This window comes from Pseudodesulfovibrio sp. zrk46 (assembly GCF_012516435.1).
Taxonomy (GTDB): domain Bacteria; phylum Desulfobacterota; class Desulfovibrionia; order Desulfovibrionales; family Desulfovibrionaceae; genus Pseudodesulfovibrio.
This window is the reverse complement of the sequence record NZ_CP051216.1, coordinates 985,894-1,000,141: the sequence shown is the minus strand read 5'-3', so window position 1 is coordinate 1,000,141 and position 14,248 is coordinate 985,894. Positions and strand designations below refer to the sequence as shown.

Here is a 14,248-nt window from a genome sequence, read left to right as displayed (position 1 = left end):
GGTTGCGACAGGATATTTCATGAATATGTGGAAAGACAAAAACGTTCTCGTTCCCGGTGGTACCGGTTTGATCGGCGCCCCCCTTGTAAAAAGGCTCCTGAAGCTGGGGGCCAATGTACATGTGGTGTCTCTTGATGATCCGTCCCGTTGCCCTGAGGGGGCTAGATTTCAGCAACTCAATCTGACGGATTTCGATAGCTGCATGGAGGCCTGCAAAGGCATGGACTTCATTTTTGATATGCTGGGAACCAAGGCCTCTCCAGACACCGCCCGCAATCGTCCGGCGAGCCACTTCGTCACCAACATGCAGTTGCAGCTTCCCTTTCTGGAAGCAGCCCGTATTCAGAAAGTTCCCGGCCTGTTGTTTGCCAGCTCCATTGGCGTGTACGGCAACTCCGAGATCATGCATGAGGACGACGTGTGGCAGACTTTCCCGTCTCCAAATGACTGGTTCGGCGGTTGGGCCAAGCGCATGGGGGAGCTCCAGATCGAGGGCTACCGCAAGGAGTACGGCATGGACCGGTTGACCATTGTTCGTCCGGCCAATGTCTACGGTCCCGGCGACTGCTTTGAAGGCGACCACGCTATGGTCGTCCCTTCACTGATCCGCAGGGCAATCGAGGCGAGTGAGACCGGCGCCGATCTGGTGGTTTGGGGGGACGGTTCTCCCGAACGGGACTTTATCTTTTCCGACGACGTGGCCCGCATGTGCATCGAAGTGGCCGAGGCCAACCCTCAGGATCCGATCAATATCGGCAACGGCTCCGCCACCTCCATCCGTCGACTGGTGGAGATCATCAAGGAGTGCGTGGACCCCGGCCTGAATATCGTCTGGGATACGGATAAGCCCAAGGGCGACCGTTTGCGCCGCCTCGATGTGGAGCGGGCGGCCTCCTACGGCATACAGGCCAACATCTCCCTGGAAGAGGGCGTTCGCCAGACCGTGGAGTGGTACATGGAAAACCGCCACCAGCAGGGCGACAAGCACAACGCATACGCAGACCGATAGGATTCATTTCATGGAAAACAAGCATCTGGACAGCAGTGATATCGCCCGGTTGTTGGGCGAGGAGGTCCCGGTTCTCGAGAGCATCTGCAAGGATCTCATTGATGATTCGGCGCTTGTCTACCGGGAGGTTGCTCCGGATGAAAAGGATGACTGCATCCTCACCATCCTCAAGCGTCTAGATTCCGGATGCCTCAAGCCTTCTGGAAGTCATCGCTCTGAAGACTGGGAAAAGGGATGGGCCGAGAACCTTACCCGCTACGAGAACGAGTGTACGGAGCAGAGTCTGACGCCTGGATATTTCGAACGGCCGGAGAACAACTATTACACCCGTCTGGAAGGGCGCTTGGTCCGGTCTGTTGACCCGTCCCTGTTGCGAAATTTTTGCATGATCCACCGCTCCTGGTTCATGAGCCGTTTCTGCTCGGAGTTTGATTCGGTCTTCGAGTTCGGTTGCGGCACCGGATGGAATCTGACTCGTTTCAATGAACTCCATCCCGGCAAGCAGCTTGTGGGGCTGGATTGGGCTCAGAGTGCGGTAGATCTGGTCAACTCCCTTGGGGAACGTGATGACATCAACCTCTCGTCCAGCCGGTTCGACTTCTTCAATCCCGATTATGATCTGGAGGTGCCTCCGGGCAGCGCCATGTTCACCATTACGGCTCTGGAGCAGATTGGCGGAGATTTCGAAAAACTGTTGGACTTTGTGCTGGCCAAGGGCTTTGTCCGATGCGCGCACGCCGAGCCCGTGGTGGAATTTTATGACGAGGATACTCTTTTCGACCACCTGGCTTTGAAGTACCATCACAAAAGAAACTACCTGGGGCCTTTCCTCACAAAGCTTCGAGCATTGGAAGAAGAAGGAAAGGTCGTCATAGAAAAGGCCGAAAGAGTTCCCTTCGGCAATATGTTCAATGAAGGTTTGTCCACGATAGTGTGGCGTCCGACGTTTAGTTGACTGTTTGATTTTCAAAGCGATTCACTTAGCGCATACCGCGCCAAGGAGCGATAATGACCGGAGATATGGCACAACAGTTCATTGAGCTTGCCAAGCTTACGCCCAAGACCAATCTGGTGGTCTTTGCCGGGCGTGTGGGCGGGCAATTGATGGACAACGCCAAATACATTTTTAACTACTGTGCGCGGACGCGCCAGCCGTTCAAATCCGTTTTTTTGACCCATGATCCCGAGGTGAAGGCGACCATGGAGCAGGCCAAGTTGCCTGTGGTCCTTTTCCCCTCTGCGGAAGCGGTGAAGATTCTTGCCAAGGCGCGCCTGGTGGTTTGCGATGATTTCTGGTGGCGCACCGACAGTCAGAGCTTTTTGCTCATGCACAATGTCCCCGTTGTCCAGATCTGGCACGGCATCCCGCTCAAGCTCATCGGCTTCCCGGAGATCGAATCCGCCGTGGGCATGGATGAGGAGAAGGCCAACCGCCTCCGGTTCGGTTACTCGGGATATGACGCCGTTATTTCCACGTCTCCCTTTGTCACTGAGACCGCCTTTTCCAAGGTGTTCAAGACTCGCACCATCTGGGAGACAGGCTACCCGCGCAACGACGTGCTCCTGCGTGACCCCGATGCCGACGATATGCTTGGCGTGGACCTGAATGTCTACCGGGCCATTGTCAAACGTCGCAAGGCAGGGGCCAAGATCGTTACCTACATGCCGACTTTCCGCGACTCAGGCGGTGGCCCGGTCGAGGACCGCGCCGTGGACATCGGCGCTTTGAACGTGTTTGGCGAGAAGCACAACATCATCTTTTTGCTCAAGCTTCACCCCTACATTTCTCTTGAAATCGACCTCGGCCTGTCCAATGTCATGGTCGTGAAGGCCGAGAGCGACGCCTATCCGATCCTGCGGCACACCGACTGTCTGCTCACCGATTACTCTTCGGTGGCTTACGACTTTCTGCTCACCGGGCGTCCCATCATCTTCTATCCCTACGACCTTGAGAAGTATCTCAAGAAGGATCGCGAGATGTTCTACGACTTCAAGGACATGGCCCCCGGTCCGCACCCCGCCACACAGGATGAGCTGTTTGCCACCTTCCTCAAGGTGTTGGTGCACGGGCAGGATGACCATGTGGAAGAGCGGGCAAAGCTCACGGACAAGCTCTATACCCATACCGACGACAAGGCCTCTGAGCGCATCGTCGAGCACATCAAGGCAGAGTACTTCACCAAGAAGTAGTCTGTTGAAGACAGATAACATCAAAAAAGGCCGCTCCATCTGGAGCGGCCTTTTTCAACGCCTGCGAATTGTTCCGGGTTAGACAGCGATGCTGGCCAACTGCGGTTCCATCGGGGCGGCTGGGTCGGTGTAAGCGGCCATGGCTGCGTTGGTGGCGGCCTTGGTCGGGTTGAACTTCTCCTCAAGCTGCGTGGTCAGATCCTGAAGCTCGGCAGTGTTGTCGAGTTCCTTCTTCAGCTCTTCCAGCAGCAGCTCGGTGGGAGACTTGGCGTCTTCGTTCTTGTCTGAAGCCTGTGTGGTGCGCGTGAAGAGGCGCGCGGTCAGGTCTTGCGTGGCAGAGGGCTCATCCACTGAAACTGAAGTAGTGGAAGCGTGGAACAGCTCCATCTTGCCGTTTTCGAAATAACTGTTCAGCTCGACGTTCACGGACTGGTTGAACTGGGCAATGGCTGCGTCGCCCGCGGCCACTCCGAAGTTGCGGTCGATGAACTTGAGGGCGTTGAGCAATCCGTCGCCAAGGGTGTCTTCATTGACGGTGGAAGAAGTGGCCGCCAGCACCATGCCTGAAGCCGCGGCTGCGGTCTCGTCGCCGAACCGCTCGCGCACCCAGTCCATGGTCTCGCCCAGTGCGTGCTGCAGGGCGGTGGTGTCCTTGGTCTCCTGACCTTCCTCGGTCTGCGCTTCGATGCGGCGGGCAATCTCGTTGGCAACGGTGGCGCCAAGAGTCAGCTCGCCGTCCTGCGTCCCCGGAAAGTTCTCGGGCAGCTTGCCCTGCTGGCCCGGGGCCTTGGCAAGGGCGTCAGCCGCAGGTGTCAGTCCCGACTTGGCCGGGTTGACGTTCAAGCCCTGTCCAAGGCGCATGCCCGGCTTTTGCAACAGTGCTTCGGCGTCGCCAAGGGATTCCCCCTGACGCTTCTTTGCCGCCAGCTGCTGCATGAAGCCGTAGTTCATATGACTGCCTTGGATAATCATGCCCATCTTATCGTCAGTACTCTCAGGAGCTTTAGGCTTTTTGATGAAAAAATGTATGAAAACTTATGCGCGCCAAAGGTTGCAGGGCATGCATCTTGAACTGTTTTCCCCATCTGCTGCCTGTATAAAAATGCCTTTTGGAGGGAAAACCAAATGAAACAGAAACGTTGTAGCAAGTGCCGTCAGGAAATCGATCCTCGCGACTTCTTCATGGAGTGCAAAGACGGCAAAATCTGCAGTGACTGCCTCGTCGCCGCAGAACCGGTGGATGCGGAGAACGTGCATCTGTTCAAGCCTTGTGGTCCCAAGGGGAATGGGACGCAGGTCAAGAAGCAAAAGCCGGTATTGGAACTGCTCTCCTTCAAGGAAGCGCTCTAGGCGAAACGGGGAAGACGCGGGAAAGAATCACCAAGAAGCGGGCCGGGTAACCGGTCCGCTTTTGTGTGTCTGGCGCTTACGCCTTCTTTTGAAATTTCGGGTGTGTCGCGAAGACAATGCCGCCTACGATGAGCAGGAAGGCCACGCCGTGGATCATTGTTACAGGCTCATTCAGGAACAAGTACGCCTCCATGCCGCAGAAGGCGGGCAGGGAGTAGTAGATCAGCGACGGGATGACCGGGCCGATGGATGTCACGGCCTTGGTCCACAGCATGTAGGAAATGAGTGATGCGCCGATGCCGATGTACAGGACCGAGCCGATGACCGTGGGGGTGATATTCAGCGGCGGGGCCACGGACAGTTCGATGGCGGCCGCCGGGATGAGGGGCAGCACTCCGGCGAGGAATGTGACGCCAAGATAGGCGAACTGGTTGATCTCTTTAGGCTTCTTCCTGATGATGATGGAATAGACGGCCCAGATGAATCCGGCCAGCAGCATCCAGAGGTCGCCCACCCGAAAATCCAGTCCCATCAACACATCAAGGTTGCCGCGTGTGACGAGGGTGACGATGCCAGCCACCGCCACAACGAGGCCTATGGCCCGGTTTGCCGTGATGGTTTCACCTAGAAATATACGCGAGAGGATGATGACGAACACTGGCGTCGTGGTTGCGATCAGTGTCATGTTCATGGCGCTGGTGGTATGGGCCGCGATGTAGATCAGGGTGTTGAAGACCGTCACGCCGAGGACCGACGAGACGAACAGGTGCTTCCAGTGTTTCATCAGCAGTGCGCGGTCGCGCCAGATGAGCGGGGCGGCAAAGGGCATGATGGCAACGGTGCCGGTGGACCAGCGGAGGCAGGCCAGTGTGAAGGGAGGGATGACATCGCCCAGGCCGCGCGCGACAATGAAGTTGCCGGACCAGATCATGGTGGCCAGCAGGGCACACAGCCCGCCAACGAAGGAAACATTTTTCATCGGTGGGAAGTAGCGGAATACGGTGTGAAAGGGAAGGGGGGAGAGGGGTGAAATCAGAATAGGAAGCCGCCCTTGCGGGCGGGATTTGTCAGGTGATTTCGTCTCCGGCGGCCAAAGGGCTATACCCTTTGGAAACCCACCCTGCGCCTTTGGCGCAAATATATTTCGCGCCGAAGGCGCATATGGGATTCTTAAGGCCCTCGGCCTTAAGCCCGCCGGGAGGCGAAATCACCCATCAAAAAGGAGGCCGCAGGCCGACCTCCTCTTCTCTTCATTCTTAATTAAACGACTTCAAAGCCGATCTTGGTGATGGCTTCTTTGATCGCGTCTGCGGCAATGGGTGCGTCTTCGGCGTAGGTGACATCGCCGGACAGCAGGTCGATGGAAACGTCTTTGGCGCCGAGCTTTTCCATGGCTTCGGTGACGGACTTCACGCAGTGCTGGCAGCTCATTCCTTTTACTTTGACGACGGGCATTGTGATTCTCCTTGGTGTGGGTTGACGGGCCGAGTATGACAGCGACCCGCTTCCGGTTCCATTATTAGTCGTTGAAAAATCTCAGTCGGAGTGCATTGGTCACGACGGTGACAGAACTCATGGCCATGGCAGTGCCGGCGATCATCGGGTTGAGTGTCGGGCCACCGAAGATATGCAGCAGACCTGCGGCCACCGGGATGCCGATGGTGTTGAAGGCAAAGGCCCAGAACAGGTTCTGCTTGATGTTCTGCATGGTGGCGCGGGACAGATGCAGGCCGGTGAGGAGCGCACGAAGATCGGACTTCATGAGCACCATATCGCCGGACTCCACGGCCACGTCGATGCCGGAACCCATGGCAATGCCGATGTCGGCGCGGGCCAGGGCGGGGGCGTCGTTGATGCCGTCGCCGATCATGGCGACCTTGCGGCCTTCGGCCTGAAGGCGGGCTACTTCCTCGGCCTTGCTGTCGGGCATGACGCCCGCGATGACGGTGTCGATTCCGGCCCGTTCGGCCACGACCTTGGCATTGGCCTCCTGATCGCCGGTGAGCATGATCGGGGTCAGTCCTTCCTGCTTGAGGGTCTTGATGACATCGGGCGTCTCGTCGCGCATCTCGTCGGCAATGGCGAACAGGGCGTTGAGCTTGTTCTCGGAGGCGAAGTACACCACGGTGGCGCCTTGGCTTTCGAAGTGCGGCACGGCCTGCGGGGTGAGGGTGTCGTCGCCGAAATCGAGCCCATGCTCCTGCATGAACTCCCAGTTGCCCATGATCACTTCACGATATCCGATGGTTGCCTTGAGCCCTTTGCCCGGGATGGCCTCAAAGGCATCGGGCTTGGGGAAGTCCAGGCCGGAATCCTCAGCGCGACGGACAATGGCCTTGGCCAGCGGATGTTCGGACATGGATTCGGCAGCGGCTGCCATGTAGATGGCCTCGGTGCGGGCCATGGTGCCGCGAACCATCACCACTTCGGCCACTTCGGGGCGGCCGTGGGTGAGGGTGCCGGTCTTGTCGAAAACGATGGTGTCGATCTCGCCCGCTTCCTGCAGTGCTCGGCCGGACTTGATGAGCACGCCGAGCTGTGCGCCGCGGCCGGTGCCCACCATGATGGAGACCGGGGTGGCGAGGCCCATGGCGCAAGGGCAGGCAATGACCATGACGGCCACGAAGATGCGCAGGGAGAATGGGAAGCCCGCACCGGACAAATACCAGGCGGCTCCTGCAATGAGGGCGATGCCCATGACGGCGGGCACGAAATAGAAGCTGATGGTGTCGGCCATATTGGCGATGGGCGCCTTGGAGCCCTGCGCTTCCTGCACCAGACGGATGATGCGGGCGAGTGTGGTGTCGTCGCCCACGCGCTTGGCCGTGATGGTGAGCGCGCCGTGGGTGTTCAGGGTGCCGCCCGCCACACTGTCGCCGATGTCCTTGCCCACGGGCATGGGCTCACCGGTAAGCATGGATTCGTCCACGGAAGAGCGGCCTTCGGCCACGATGCCGTCCACGGGGATGCGTTCGCCCGGTTTGACCAGCAGGGTGTCACCCGGCTCCACTTCATCGATGGAGATGGTCACCTGCTCGCCGTCGCGGATCAGGGTGGCGGTGTCCGGAGCCAACTGCATGAGGGCGCGGATGGCGTCGGAGGTCTTGATCTTGGAGCGGGCCTCGAAATATTTGCCGAGCGAGATCATGGCGATGAGCACGGCGGCGGACTCGTAATAGAGATCCATGGCAAGGGTGGTGGCGGTCTGGGGATCGCCGGAGGCCATGGCAATGGTGTTCCAGAGAGAGTAAAGGAAGGCCGCGCCGGTTCCCATGGCCACGAGGGAGTCCATGTTGGGGCCGCCGCGCAGCAGGGCCGGGATGCCCTGAGTGTAGAAATTGCGACCGGACCAGAGCACGGGCAGGGTCAGGAAGAGTTGGGCCAGTGCGAAAGTGGCCGGGGCGTGCATGGGATCGAGCCACGACGGCAGCGGCATGCCCCACATGTGGCCCATGGAGAGGATGAGCAGCGGCAGGGCAAAGAGGAAGGCCGGGATGAGTTCCCGTTTCTGGATGGCGAGCTGTGCTTCGGCTTCCTTGCGGCGTTCTTCGAACAGGTTGGCCGTGGCGGACTGCACCTCGGAGGTGAAGCCAGCGCCCTCGATGGCATCGCGAATGGCGCGGCGCGAGACAAGGGACGGGTCAAAGACAAAGGTGCCGGAATTGGCGGCCAGATTGACGGAGGCGGAATCCACGCCGTCCAGCGCTCCGGTGACGCGCTCGATGCGGCTGGAGCAGGCGGCGCAGTGCATACCGCCAAGGGCGAGATTCAGCTCTTCAAGACCGGACTCGGCGGCAAAGATCGCCTCAAAGCCCAATTCCTTGATGCGTTCACCGATGGTCTCCAAAGAGATGGCGTCCGGGTCGAACTCCAGCGCCATGGTTTCGGCGGCCAGGTTCACGGCGCATGACTCAACGCCGTCCATGGCTCCCACCACTCGTTCAATGCGACCGGAGCAGGCCGCACAATGCATTCCCTTTATCTGTGCTTGAACCGTCTTCATAGTTGAAAATCCTTATCAATGGTGAGTGCACATAGTGCGCACTCAAACCGGGTTTGGCAAGGGGATATGATATAATTAGGTAATGGCAGTATAAAGCACCCGATGAGGGTGTGGAATTAGATCACACTCGCGAGCATGTTGCCGGGCGGCGGCATGACATCCTGCGTGTTGCGTTCGTAGGCGGAGATGGCGGCCTTGATCTCATGCTTGGGGCGGGAAGAACCGCTGTCGTTAGCCGTGCCAGAGAGCCCCTCGGAAATGTCGCGGAAGTTGGCCCCCTCGGCGCCCACCTTGGCGCGGAGGTTTTCTACCTGCTTTTCGGTTTCAAAGGCCTGTGCCTTCTGCCGTTCCTGGCGAACATCGCGGGACAGGGAGGGATCGATGATCGTGCTTTGTGACTGGAAGTCCAGACCGAACTTGCCCAGGCGGAAGCCGAACGACGTCGTCTTCACACTGGCCTGAGGCTCAGTGCTGCGGCGTTCGCTCGTGCGCTCTGCAATGGCGTTCTTCTGGTATTGTTGTGAGGCGTAAGACTGTACTCTCACGCGTCCCTCCACGGCTATAGAAAAAGTACCATCTGCTTCGTTGCTGCGAATCCTTCAAATGCTCGCGTATTATCAAATACACGTCGCTCTTGAACGATTCTTGCGCCTTGCAGCTGTCACTTCGAACAGCCGCCCGGCAGCAGAGCTTTTTCAGCGGTGTCACTTTGCCTGCCCTTTTCCCATAAAAAAGGGCCGAGGCGCATCACATCGCAGCCCGGCCGTCCCTGCGGCTAACGCCGCGCTCTCTCCAGAGGGACCCGTGGTTTTCCGCTTCCCGTCCGTGGGAATTGGCAAATCCGATATCGGTCAATCAGAAGTATAGAATAACCACTTTCCCCTGTTTTGACAAGCCGGGGTAGGAAAGGCTACCACAGGAGGCCACGCTGCCGGATTCCTTTTCCGCTCCGGCACACGAGAATCATTGTTTCCAAAAACTTCGGAAGGACCGTAATGGGTTATACTATTGTTAAGAAAGAAGAATTGATCCCCGGACAGACCTCCATGGTGGTGATCGATGCTCCGCAGATCGCCAAAAAGGCCAAGCCGGGCAACTTCGTAATGATCCGTACCAGCGAAAAAGGGGAGCGCGTTCCCCTGACAATCGCGGACTGTGACAAGGACGCAGGCACCATTACCATCGTCTTCCTCGTGGTGGGCAAATCCACTGCCGAGATGAACGCCCTGAATGAGGGTGACGAGTTCATGGATGTGTGCGGCCCGCTGGGCAAGCCCACGCATATTGAAAAGTCCGGCACTGTCATCTGTGTGGGCGGCGGCACCGGCATCGCGGCCATGCACCACATCGCCAAGGGGCATGTGGAAGCAGGCAACCGCGTCATTGCCATCGTGGGTGCACGGTCCAAGGACCTGCTCCTGTTCTGCACCGAACTTTCTTCCTTTTGCCCCGAGCTTCGCATCGCCACGGATGACGGCTCCGAGGGGCATAAGGGCTTCGTCACCGAAGTGTTGCTGGACATCCTCGAGACCGAGGACGATGTGGCCGAAGTGGTCGCCATCGGCCCCGTGCCCATGATGGAAGCGGTCAGCAACGTGACCAGGCCTTTTGAGGTCAAGACCACTGTCTCCCTCAACTCCATCATGGTGGACGGCATCGGTATGTGTGGCGCGTGTCGCTGCACCGTAGGCGGCGAGACCCTGTTCGCCTGCGTGGACGGTCCCGAGTTCGACGGTCACAAGGTGGACTTCGCCGAGCTCAAGGCCCGTCTGTGGCAGTTCAAGGAACAGGAAGAGGAATCCATGGAACGGTTCAGCAAGGAGTGTCGCTGCGATGTCTGATAAGAAAAAGAAAGTGGTTCGCCCCCGCACACCCATGCCGCATCAGGATGCCATGAAGCGCGGCACGAATTTCAGCGAAGTGGCTCTGGGCTACTCCCGTGAGCAGGCTCTGGTCGAGGCCGAGCGTTGCCTCCAGTGCAAGAAGCCGCTCTGTCAGGACGGCTGCCCGGTCAACATCGACATCAAGGGGTTCATCGCTGCTCTGGTCGACGAGGACCTGAAGGGTGCCTATGACGTCATCCGCAAGACCAACTCGCTGCCCGCCGTTTGTGGCCGTGTCTGTCCGCAGGAGACCCAGTGCGAAGGCAAATGTATCCTCGGCAAGAAGCACGAGCCCGTGGCCATCGGCCGACTGGAACGCTACGTTGCCGATACCTACGCCGCTGAGTCCGCTTGTGAGGAAGTGACTGATCTTTCCACCTGTGCGCTGGAACGCGACGACCTCAAGGTCGCCTGCATCGGCGCTGGCCCCGCATCCTTGACCGTGGCTGGCTATCTGGCCGGGCGCGGCATCAAGGTGGACGTTTTCGAGGCCCTGCACGAGCCGGGCGGTGTTCTCGTCTACGGTATCCCCGAGTTCCGTCTGCCCAAGTCCATCGTTGCCCGCGAGTTGGGCGGCCTGGAAGAGCTGGGCGTCTCCTTCCACACCAACTGGGTGGGCGGCAAGACCATCACCATTCAGGACATGCTGGAGCAGGGCTACAACGCCATCTTCATCGGCGTGGGCGCGGGTCTTCCCCGCTTCCTGAAAATTCCCGGCGAGAATCTGGTGGGCGTCTTCTCCGCCAACGAATACCTGACCCGCGTCAATCTGGGCCGGGCCTATGAATTCCCCAACTACGACACTCCGGCCTACAACGCCCGTCGTGTGGCCGTCATCGGCGCTGGTAACGTGGCCATGGATGCCGCCCGTACCGCCCTGCGCATGGGCGCGGACGAGGTCTCCATCGTCTACCGCCGCTCCGAGGACGAAATGCCTGCCCGCCGTGAAGAGATCGAACATGCTGTTGAGGAAGGCGTCAGAATCCGCTGCCTCTGCGGCCCGCTCTCCTTCCATGGCGACGACAAGGGCTGCCTCAAGGCCATGACTGTCCAGAAGATGGAGCTGGGAGAACCGGACGAGTCTGGTCGCTGCTCCCCGGTCTGCCTTGATGGCGAGACCGAGCAGATTCCCTGCGACATGGCAATCATCGCCGTAGGCACCCGCCCGAATCCGATCCTGCTGGAGGCCACTCCGGAGCTCGGACTCAACAAGTGGGGCTACATCGAAGCCGATCCCGAGACGGGCGAGACTTCCATGCCCAACGTCTTTGCCGGCGGCGATATCGTCACCGGCGCAGCCACGGTTATCTCTGCCATGGGCGCAGGCCGTCGCGCTGCCAAGGAAATCGCCGACAGACTGCTCTAGGCGATCCGCTACATGCATTAACAAAGGGCCGGTGCACTGCATCGGCCCTTTTTGCGTGGAATGGAAATCCATAGCCCACAAAAAAAGTGCGCGGTCCGGGCATCCCGGCTGTCCCTGCTGTTTCCCCTCAGCTTGGGCTCTCATGCGCACTTAACTCTTTAAGGCAACGCGACTCGTTTCGCTGATATATGGTTTGTAAGGTTTTATCGCTTCGCACCCTCCGTTAGAGTATTTCCACTATATCTCATGGGGCCTATCCCTTACATCCAAGAAATAAGCACTCAGGCGCAAAAGTCCAGATGTGGCAATGCCGATTTTCGGAATAATAACGTGGTTCGGATGGGGCTATATTTCAACGCATTGCGACCCGATCTGTTCGATTCGCTCCACCAGGAACGCCCGGAAGAGCTTGTCTGTGAGGGTGGGAACCTTGTCCTGCAGATGGAGCAAGGCGATCTGATTCACCACGCCTCGTTTGTCGGTCAGGACCGGCACGATCTCTTTGTTCCGCAATTCCTCTTCCACCAGATGCGGGGCCACCACGCCCAGTCCGGCGCCATGTTTGATTGCCGAGACCACGGCGTCGTGCTCGTCGATGGTCAGCACGGTTCGGTAGTTGGCCTTGGGCGCGTTGAAGTGGTGCTTGAACCAGTGGGCGATGGTGCGCGCCTTGCGGGTGTATTCTATGAAGTCGAGTTTGGTCAGCATCTCAAGGGTGGGCTTCCCGTGGATGTGTTTTTCATAATACCCGGGCGAACAGGCGAGGACCACAGACTCCTCAAAGACTGGCTCGAAGTGGAACAGGACCGGATTCTCAATCAGATGGCGGTCCACGAGGAACAGGTCCACCAAGGCGAGGTCGATGGCTCCTTGCCGCACGTCCTCCACCAGTGTCTCGAATAATCCGAACTCTAGGGTGAATGTCACGTCCGGGTACTGCTGGCGGAATTCAGCCAGAATGGCGGGCAGGTACGCCTTGCCGAACTGGGTGGGTGCGCCGATGCGCAGCTCACCGTAGGGGTGGTCCTTGGCGTAGGCGAGGCTCTCCAGACAGGAGTCCAGATTGTCCATGAACGGCTGGACCACATCAAACAATCGCTGCCCCGCCGAGGTGGGAATGAGCTGCTTGTGCTGGCGGATAAAGAGCGGGCTTTTGACCTCGGCCTCCAGCTTCTGGATGGCCTGACTGACGGCGGGCTGGGTGACGTGCAGCACCTCAGCGGCCTCCACCACACTCCCCAGTGAATAGACGTGAAAAAACGCCTTCAGACGATCCAGATTATCCAGCATAATTTTAACTTATCCTATGGCTAAATTCTTATAGTTATACTTATTAATCCGCAAACCCTATAAAGGCAACAACGATGATCTTGCCAAAGGAGGCTGACATGAAGGCAGACTTTTTGGGGATTTCTCATCCGTGTCATTTCGTTGGTTCGCTGTTCATGATGGAGGATTCGTCACAGGCCGAGCCGACCGTTGCCCGCGGCTGCGCGGGGGCGGCAAAGGTGGCCTTCTGGGCCATTGCAGCCGTTGTCATTTCAATTGTGGTTGGCCAGCTTCACTAGCGGCCGACCTGTATAGAGAGAACTCATGGGTATCGAACTGGCTCCGCTTTTTGCTTTTGTCATGGTCACGGTCTACACCCCCGGTCCCGGTACCATCACCAGTGCCGCCATGGGTATGCTGTACGGCTACAGACGCTCGCTTCATTTTCTCATAGGCAATGCTATCGGCACCCTGCTGTTGATGACAATGTGCGCCTTCGTGTCCAAGCAACTGCTGACCACTATCCCGTCAGTCGAGCCCATACTCCGCGCACTGGGCGTCTGTTACCTGCTGTACCTGACCTACGGCACGGCCCGCGCCACCTACGCCTTTGATCAGGAAGAGCGGGACCCCATGGCCTTCAAGCACGGCTTTGTGCTGCAGGCCCTCAACCCCAAGGGCATCGTCTTCGGCCTGACCCTGTACACGACGTTCCTCGCCTCCCTGTCCACCCACCCCAAGGCGCTGGCCATCTCCGCCATCATCCTTGCGGTCATGTCCTTCTCCTCGGTCTCCCTCTGGGCATTCGCCGGAACACGAATCAGCAAATTCCTCTACATCCCCAAGGTCCGCCTCTGGGTAAACATCACCCTCGTCTCCCTGCTCCTCTACTGCGCATTAAGCCTCTCTGGCGTGCTTGGATAATTCTCCCCGATTTGGTCAAGCCGCATAAATAAAAGGAGCCTGTCCCGCGTTATTAGCGCAGGGCAGGCCCCTTCATATTGAAATATCAAGTTGGCATCATCAATGACCTCGCCATCAACGACAACCGTAACACCGAGATAAATACTTTTTTTGTGGGGTGCGTCGAGTGCAAGGCGCAAGAAAAACTCAGGACCGCCGCGTATTCCAATACGCAAGGGTCTGAGTTTTTCGCAGCAACGCAGCAATCGGCGTAC

The 14,248-nt window shown here is 58.4% G+C and carries 14 protein-coding genes; 8 read left to right on the top strand and 6 right to left on the bottom strand.

From position 1 onward, the window contains the following. Positions 1-19 precede the first annotated feature (19 nt). From HFN16_RS04595 to HFN16_RS04585, 3 genes are read left to right on the top strand one after another with little or no spacing between them, the layout of a single operon-like run. Positions 20-1,009 (top strand): NAD-dependent epimerase/dehydratase family protein, encoded by a 990-nt coding sequence (locus HFN16_RS04595; protein ID WP_168889584.1) that lies wholly within the window; start codon positions 20-22, stop codon positions 1,007-1,009. Between the two features lie 10 nt (positions 1,010-1,019). Continuing rightward, positions 1,020-1,964 carry a class I SAM-dependent methyltransferase gene (locus HFN16_RS04590; protein ID WP_168889583.1) on the top strand — a complete coding sequence of 315 codons (945 nt, stop codon included), beginning with the start codon at positions 1,020-1,022 and terminating at the stop codon, positions 1,962-1,964. Between the two features lie 53 nt (positions 1,965-2,017). Then, positions 2,018-3,199: a CDP-glycerol glycerophosphotransferase family protein gene (locus HFN16_RS04585; protein WP_168889582.1), complete on the top strand. Its 1,182-nt coding sequence runs from the start codon at positions 2,018-2,020 to the stop codon at positions 3,197-3,199. Between the two features lie 78 nt (positions 3,200-3,277). Here HFN16_RS04585 and HFN16_RS04580 read toward each other — a convergent pair whose 3' ends face one another. Beyond that, on the bottom strand, positions 3,278-4,177 hold the full coding sequence (locus HFN16_RS04580; RefSeq protein WP_168889581.1) for a hypothetical protein: 900 nt from the start codon (positions 4,175-4,177) through the stop codon (positions 3,278-3,280). Between the two features lie 147 nt (positions 4,178-4,324). On the opposite strand from HFN16_RS04580, the gene HFN16_RS04575 reads away from it, so the two are divergent. Beyond that, positions 4,325-4,549: a hypothetical protein gene (locus HFN16_RS04575; RefSeq protein ID WP_168889580.1), complete on the top strand. Its 225-nt coding sequence runs from the start codon at positions 4,325-4,327 to the stop codon at positions 4,547-4,549. Between the two features lie 76 nt (positions 4,550-4,625). Here HFN16_RS04575 and HFN16_RS04570 read toward each other — a convergent pair whose 3' ends face one another. The 4 genes from HFN16_RS04570 to HFN16_RS04555 form a co-directional block, all read right to left on the bottom strand. Further along, positions 4,626-5,528 (bottom strand): DMT family transporter, encoded by a 903-nt coding sequence (locus HFN16_RS04570; RefSeq protein WP_168889579.1) that lies wholly within the window; start codon positions 5,526-5,528, stop codon positions 4,626-4,628. A gap of 281 nt (positions 5,529-5,809) precedes the next feature. Then, complete coding sequence (locus HFN16_RS04565; protein WP_210772232.1) at positions 5,810-6,004, bottom strand: cation transporter; 195 nt, start codon at positions 6,002-6,004, stop codon at positions 5,810-5,812. Positions 6,005-6,068: 64 nt separating this feature from the next. Beyond that, entirely contained in the window at positions 6,069-8,552 is a 2,484-nt protein-coding gene (locus HFN16_RS04560) for a heavy metal translocating P-type ATPase (RefSeq protein ID WP_168889578.1), read from the bottom strand. Positions 8,553-8,668: 116 nt separating this feature from the next. Then, entirely contained in the window at positions 8,669-9,097 is a 429-nt protein-coding gene (locus HFN16_RS04555) for a hypothetical protein (RefSeq protein WP_168889577.1), read from the bottom strand. A gap of 450 nt (positions 9,098-9,547) precedes the next feature. On the opposite strand from HFN16_RS04555, the gene HFN16_RS04550 reads away from it, so the two are divergent. Then, complete coding sequence (locus HFN16_RS04550; protein WP_168889576.1) at positions 9,548-10,393, top strand: sulfide/dihydroorotate dehydrogenase-like FAD/NAD-binding protein; 846 nt, start codon at positions 9,548-9,550, stop codon at positions 10,391-10,393. Then, positions 10,386-11,801, top strand: coding sequence for an NADPH-dependent glutamate synthase (gene gltA, locus HFN16_RS04545; protein WP_168889575.1), 1,416 nt, complete (start codon positions 10,386-10,388; stop codon positions 11,799-11,801). The genes HFN16_RS04550 and gltA overlap by 8 nt, the downstream gene beginning before the upstream one ends. Positions 11,802-12,146: 345 nt before the next feature. Here the strand turns inward: gltA and HFN16_RS04540 are convergent, their stop codons facing one another. Further along, positions 12,147-13,091, bottom strand: a complete 945-nt coding sequence (locus HFN16_RS04540; RefSeq protein WP_168889574.1) for a LysR family transcriptional regulator — start codon at positions 13,089-13,091, stop codon at positions 12,147-12,149. A 98-nt stretch (positions 13,092-13,189) separates the two neighbouring features. On the opposite strand from HFN16_RS04540, the gene HFN16_RS04535 reads away from it, so the two are divergent. Continuing rightward, a complete protein-coding gene (locus tag HFN16_RS04535; protein WP_168889573.1) occupies positions 13,190-13,369 on the top strand; it encodes a hypothetical protein in 180 nt (59 codons plus the stop codon). Between the two features lie 25 nt (positions 13,370-13,394). Continuing rightward, on the top strand, positions 13,395-13,994 hold the full coding sequence (locus HFN16_RS04530; RefSeq protein WP_168889572.1) for a LysE family translocator: 600 nt from the start codon (positions 13,395-13,397) through the stop codon (positions 13,992-13,994). Positions 13,995-14,248 lie beyond the last annotated feature (254 nt).

What these genes read in the sequence shown, in the direction of transcription:
- HFN16_RS04595 (WP_168889584.1), top strand. Translation starts at nt 20, where the DNA reads ATGAATATGTGGAAAGACAAAAACGTTCTCGTTCCCGGTGGTACCGGT.
- HFN16_RS04590 (WP_168889583.1), top strand. Translation starts at nt 1,020, where the DNA reads ATGGAAAACAAGCATCTGGACAGCAGTGATATCGCCCGGTTGTTGGGC.
- HFN16_RS04585 (WP_168889582.1), top strand. Translation starts at nt 2,018, where the DNA reads ATGACCGGAGATATGGCACAACAGTTCATTGAGCTTGCCAAGCTTACG.
- HFN16_RS04580 (WP_168889581.1), bottom strand. Translation starts at nt 4,177, where the DNA reads ATGGGCATGATTATCCAAGGCAGTCATATGAACTACGGCTTCATGCAG.
- HFN16_RS04575 (WP_168889580.1), top strand. Translation starts at nt 4,325, where the DNA reads ATGAAACAGAAACGTTGTAGCAAGTGCCGTCAGGAAATCGATCCTCGC.
- HFN16_RS04570 (WP_168889579.1), bottom strand. Translation starts at nt 5,528, where the DNA reads ATGAAAAATGTTTCCTTCGTTGGCGGGCTGTGTGCCCTGCTGGCCACC.
- HFN16_RS04565 (WP_210772232.1), bottom strand. Translation starts at nt 6,004, where the DNA reads ATGCCCGTCGTCAAAGTAAAAGGAATGAGCTGCCAGCACTGCGTGAAG.
- HFN16_RS04560 (WP_168889578.1), bottom strand. Translation starts at nt 8,552, where the DNA reads ATGAAGACGGTTCAAGCACAGATAAAGGGAATGCATTGTGCGGCCTGC.
- HFN16_RS04550 (WP_168889576.1), top strand. Translation starts at nt 9,548, where the DNA reads ATGGGTTATACTATTGTTAAGAAAGAAGAATTGATCCCCGGACAGACC.
- gltA (WP_168889575.1), top strand. Translation starts at nt 10,386, where the DNA reads ATGTCTGATAAGAAAAAGAAAGTGGTTCGCCCCCGCACACCCATGCCG.
- HFN16_RS04540 (WP_168889574.1), bottom strand. Translation starts at nt 13,091, where the DNA reads ATGCTGGATAATCTGGATCGTCTGAAGGCGTTTTTTCACGTCTATTCA.
- HFN16_RS04535 (WP_168889573.1), top strand. Translation starts at nt 13,190, where the DNA reads ATGAAGGCAGACTTTTTGGGGATTTCTCATCCGTGTCATTTCGTTGGT.
- HFN16_RS04530 (WP_168889572.1), top strand. Translation starts at nt 13,395, where the DNA reads ATGGGTATCGAACTGGCTCCGCTTTTTGCTTTTGTCATGGTCACGGTC.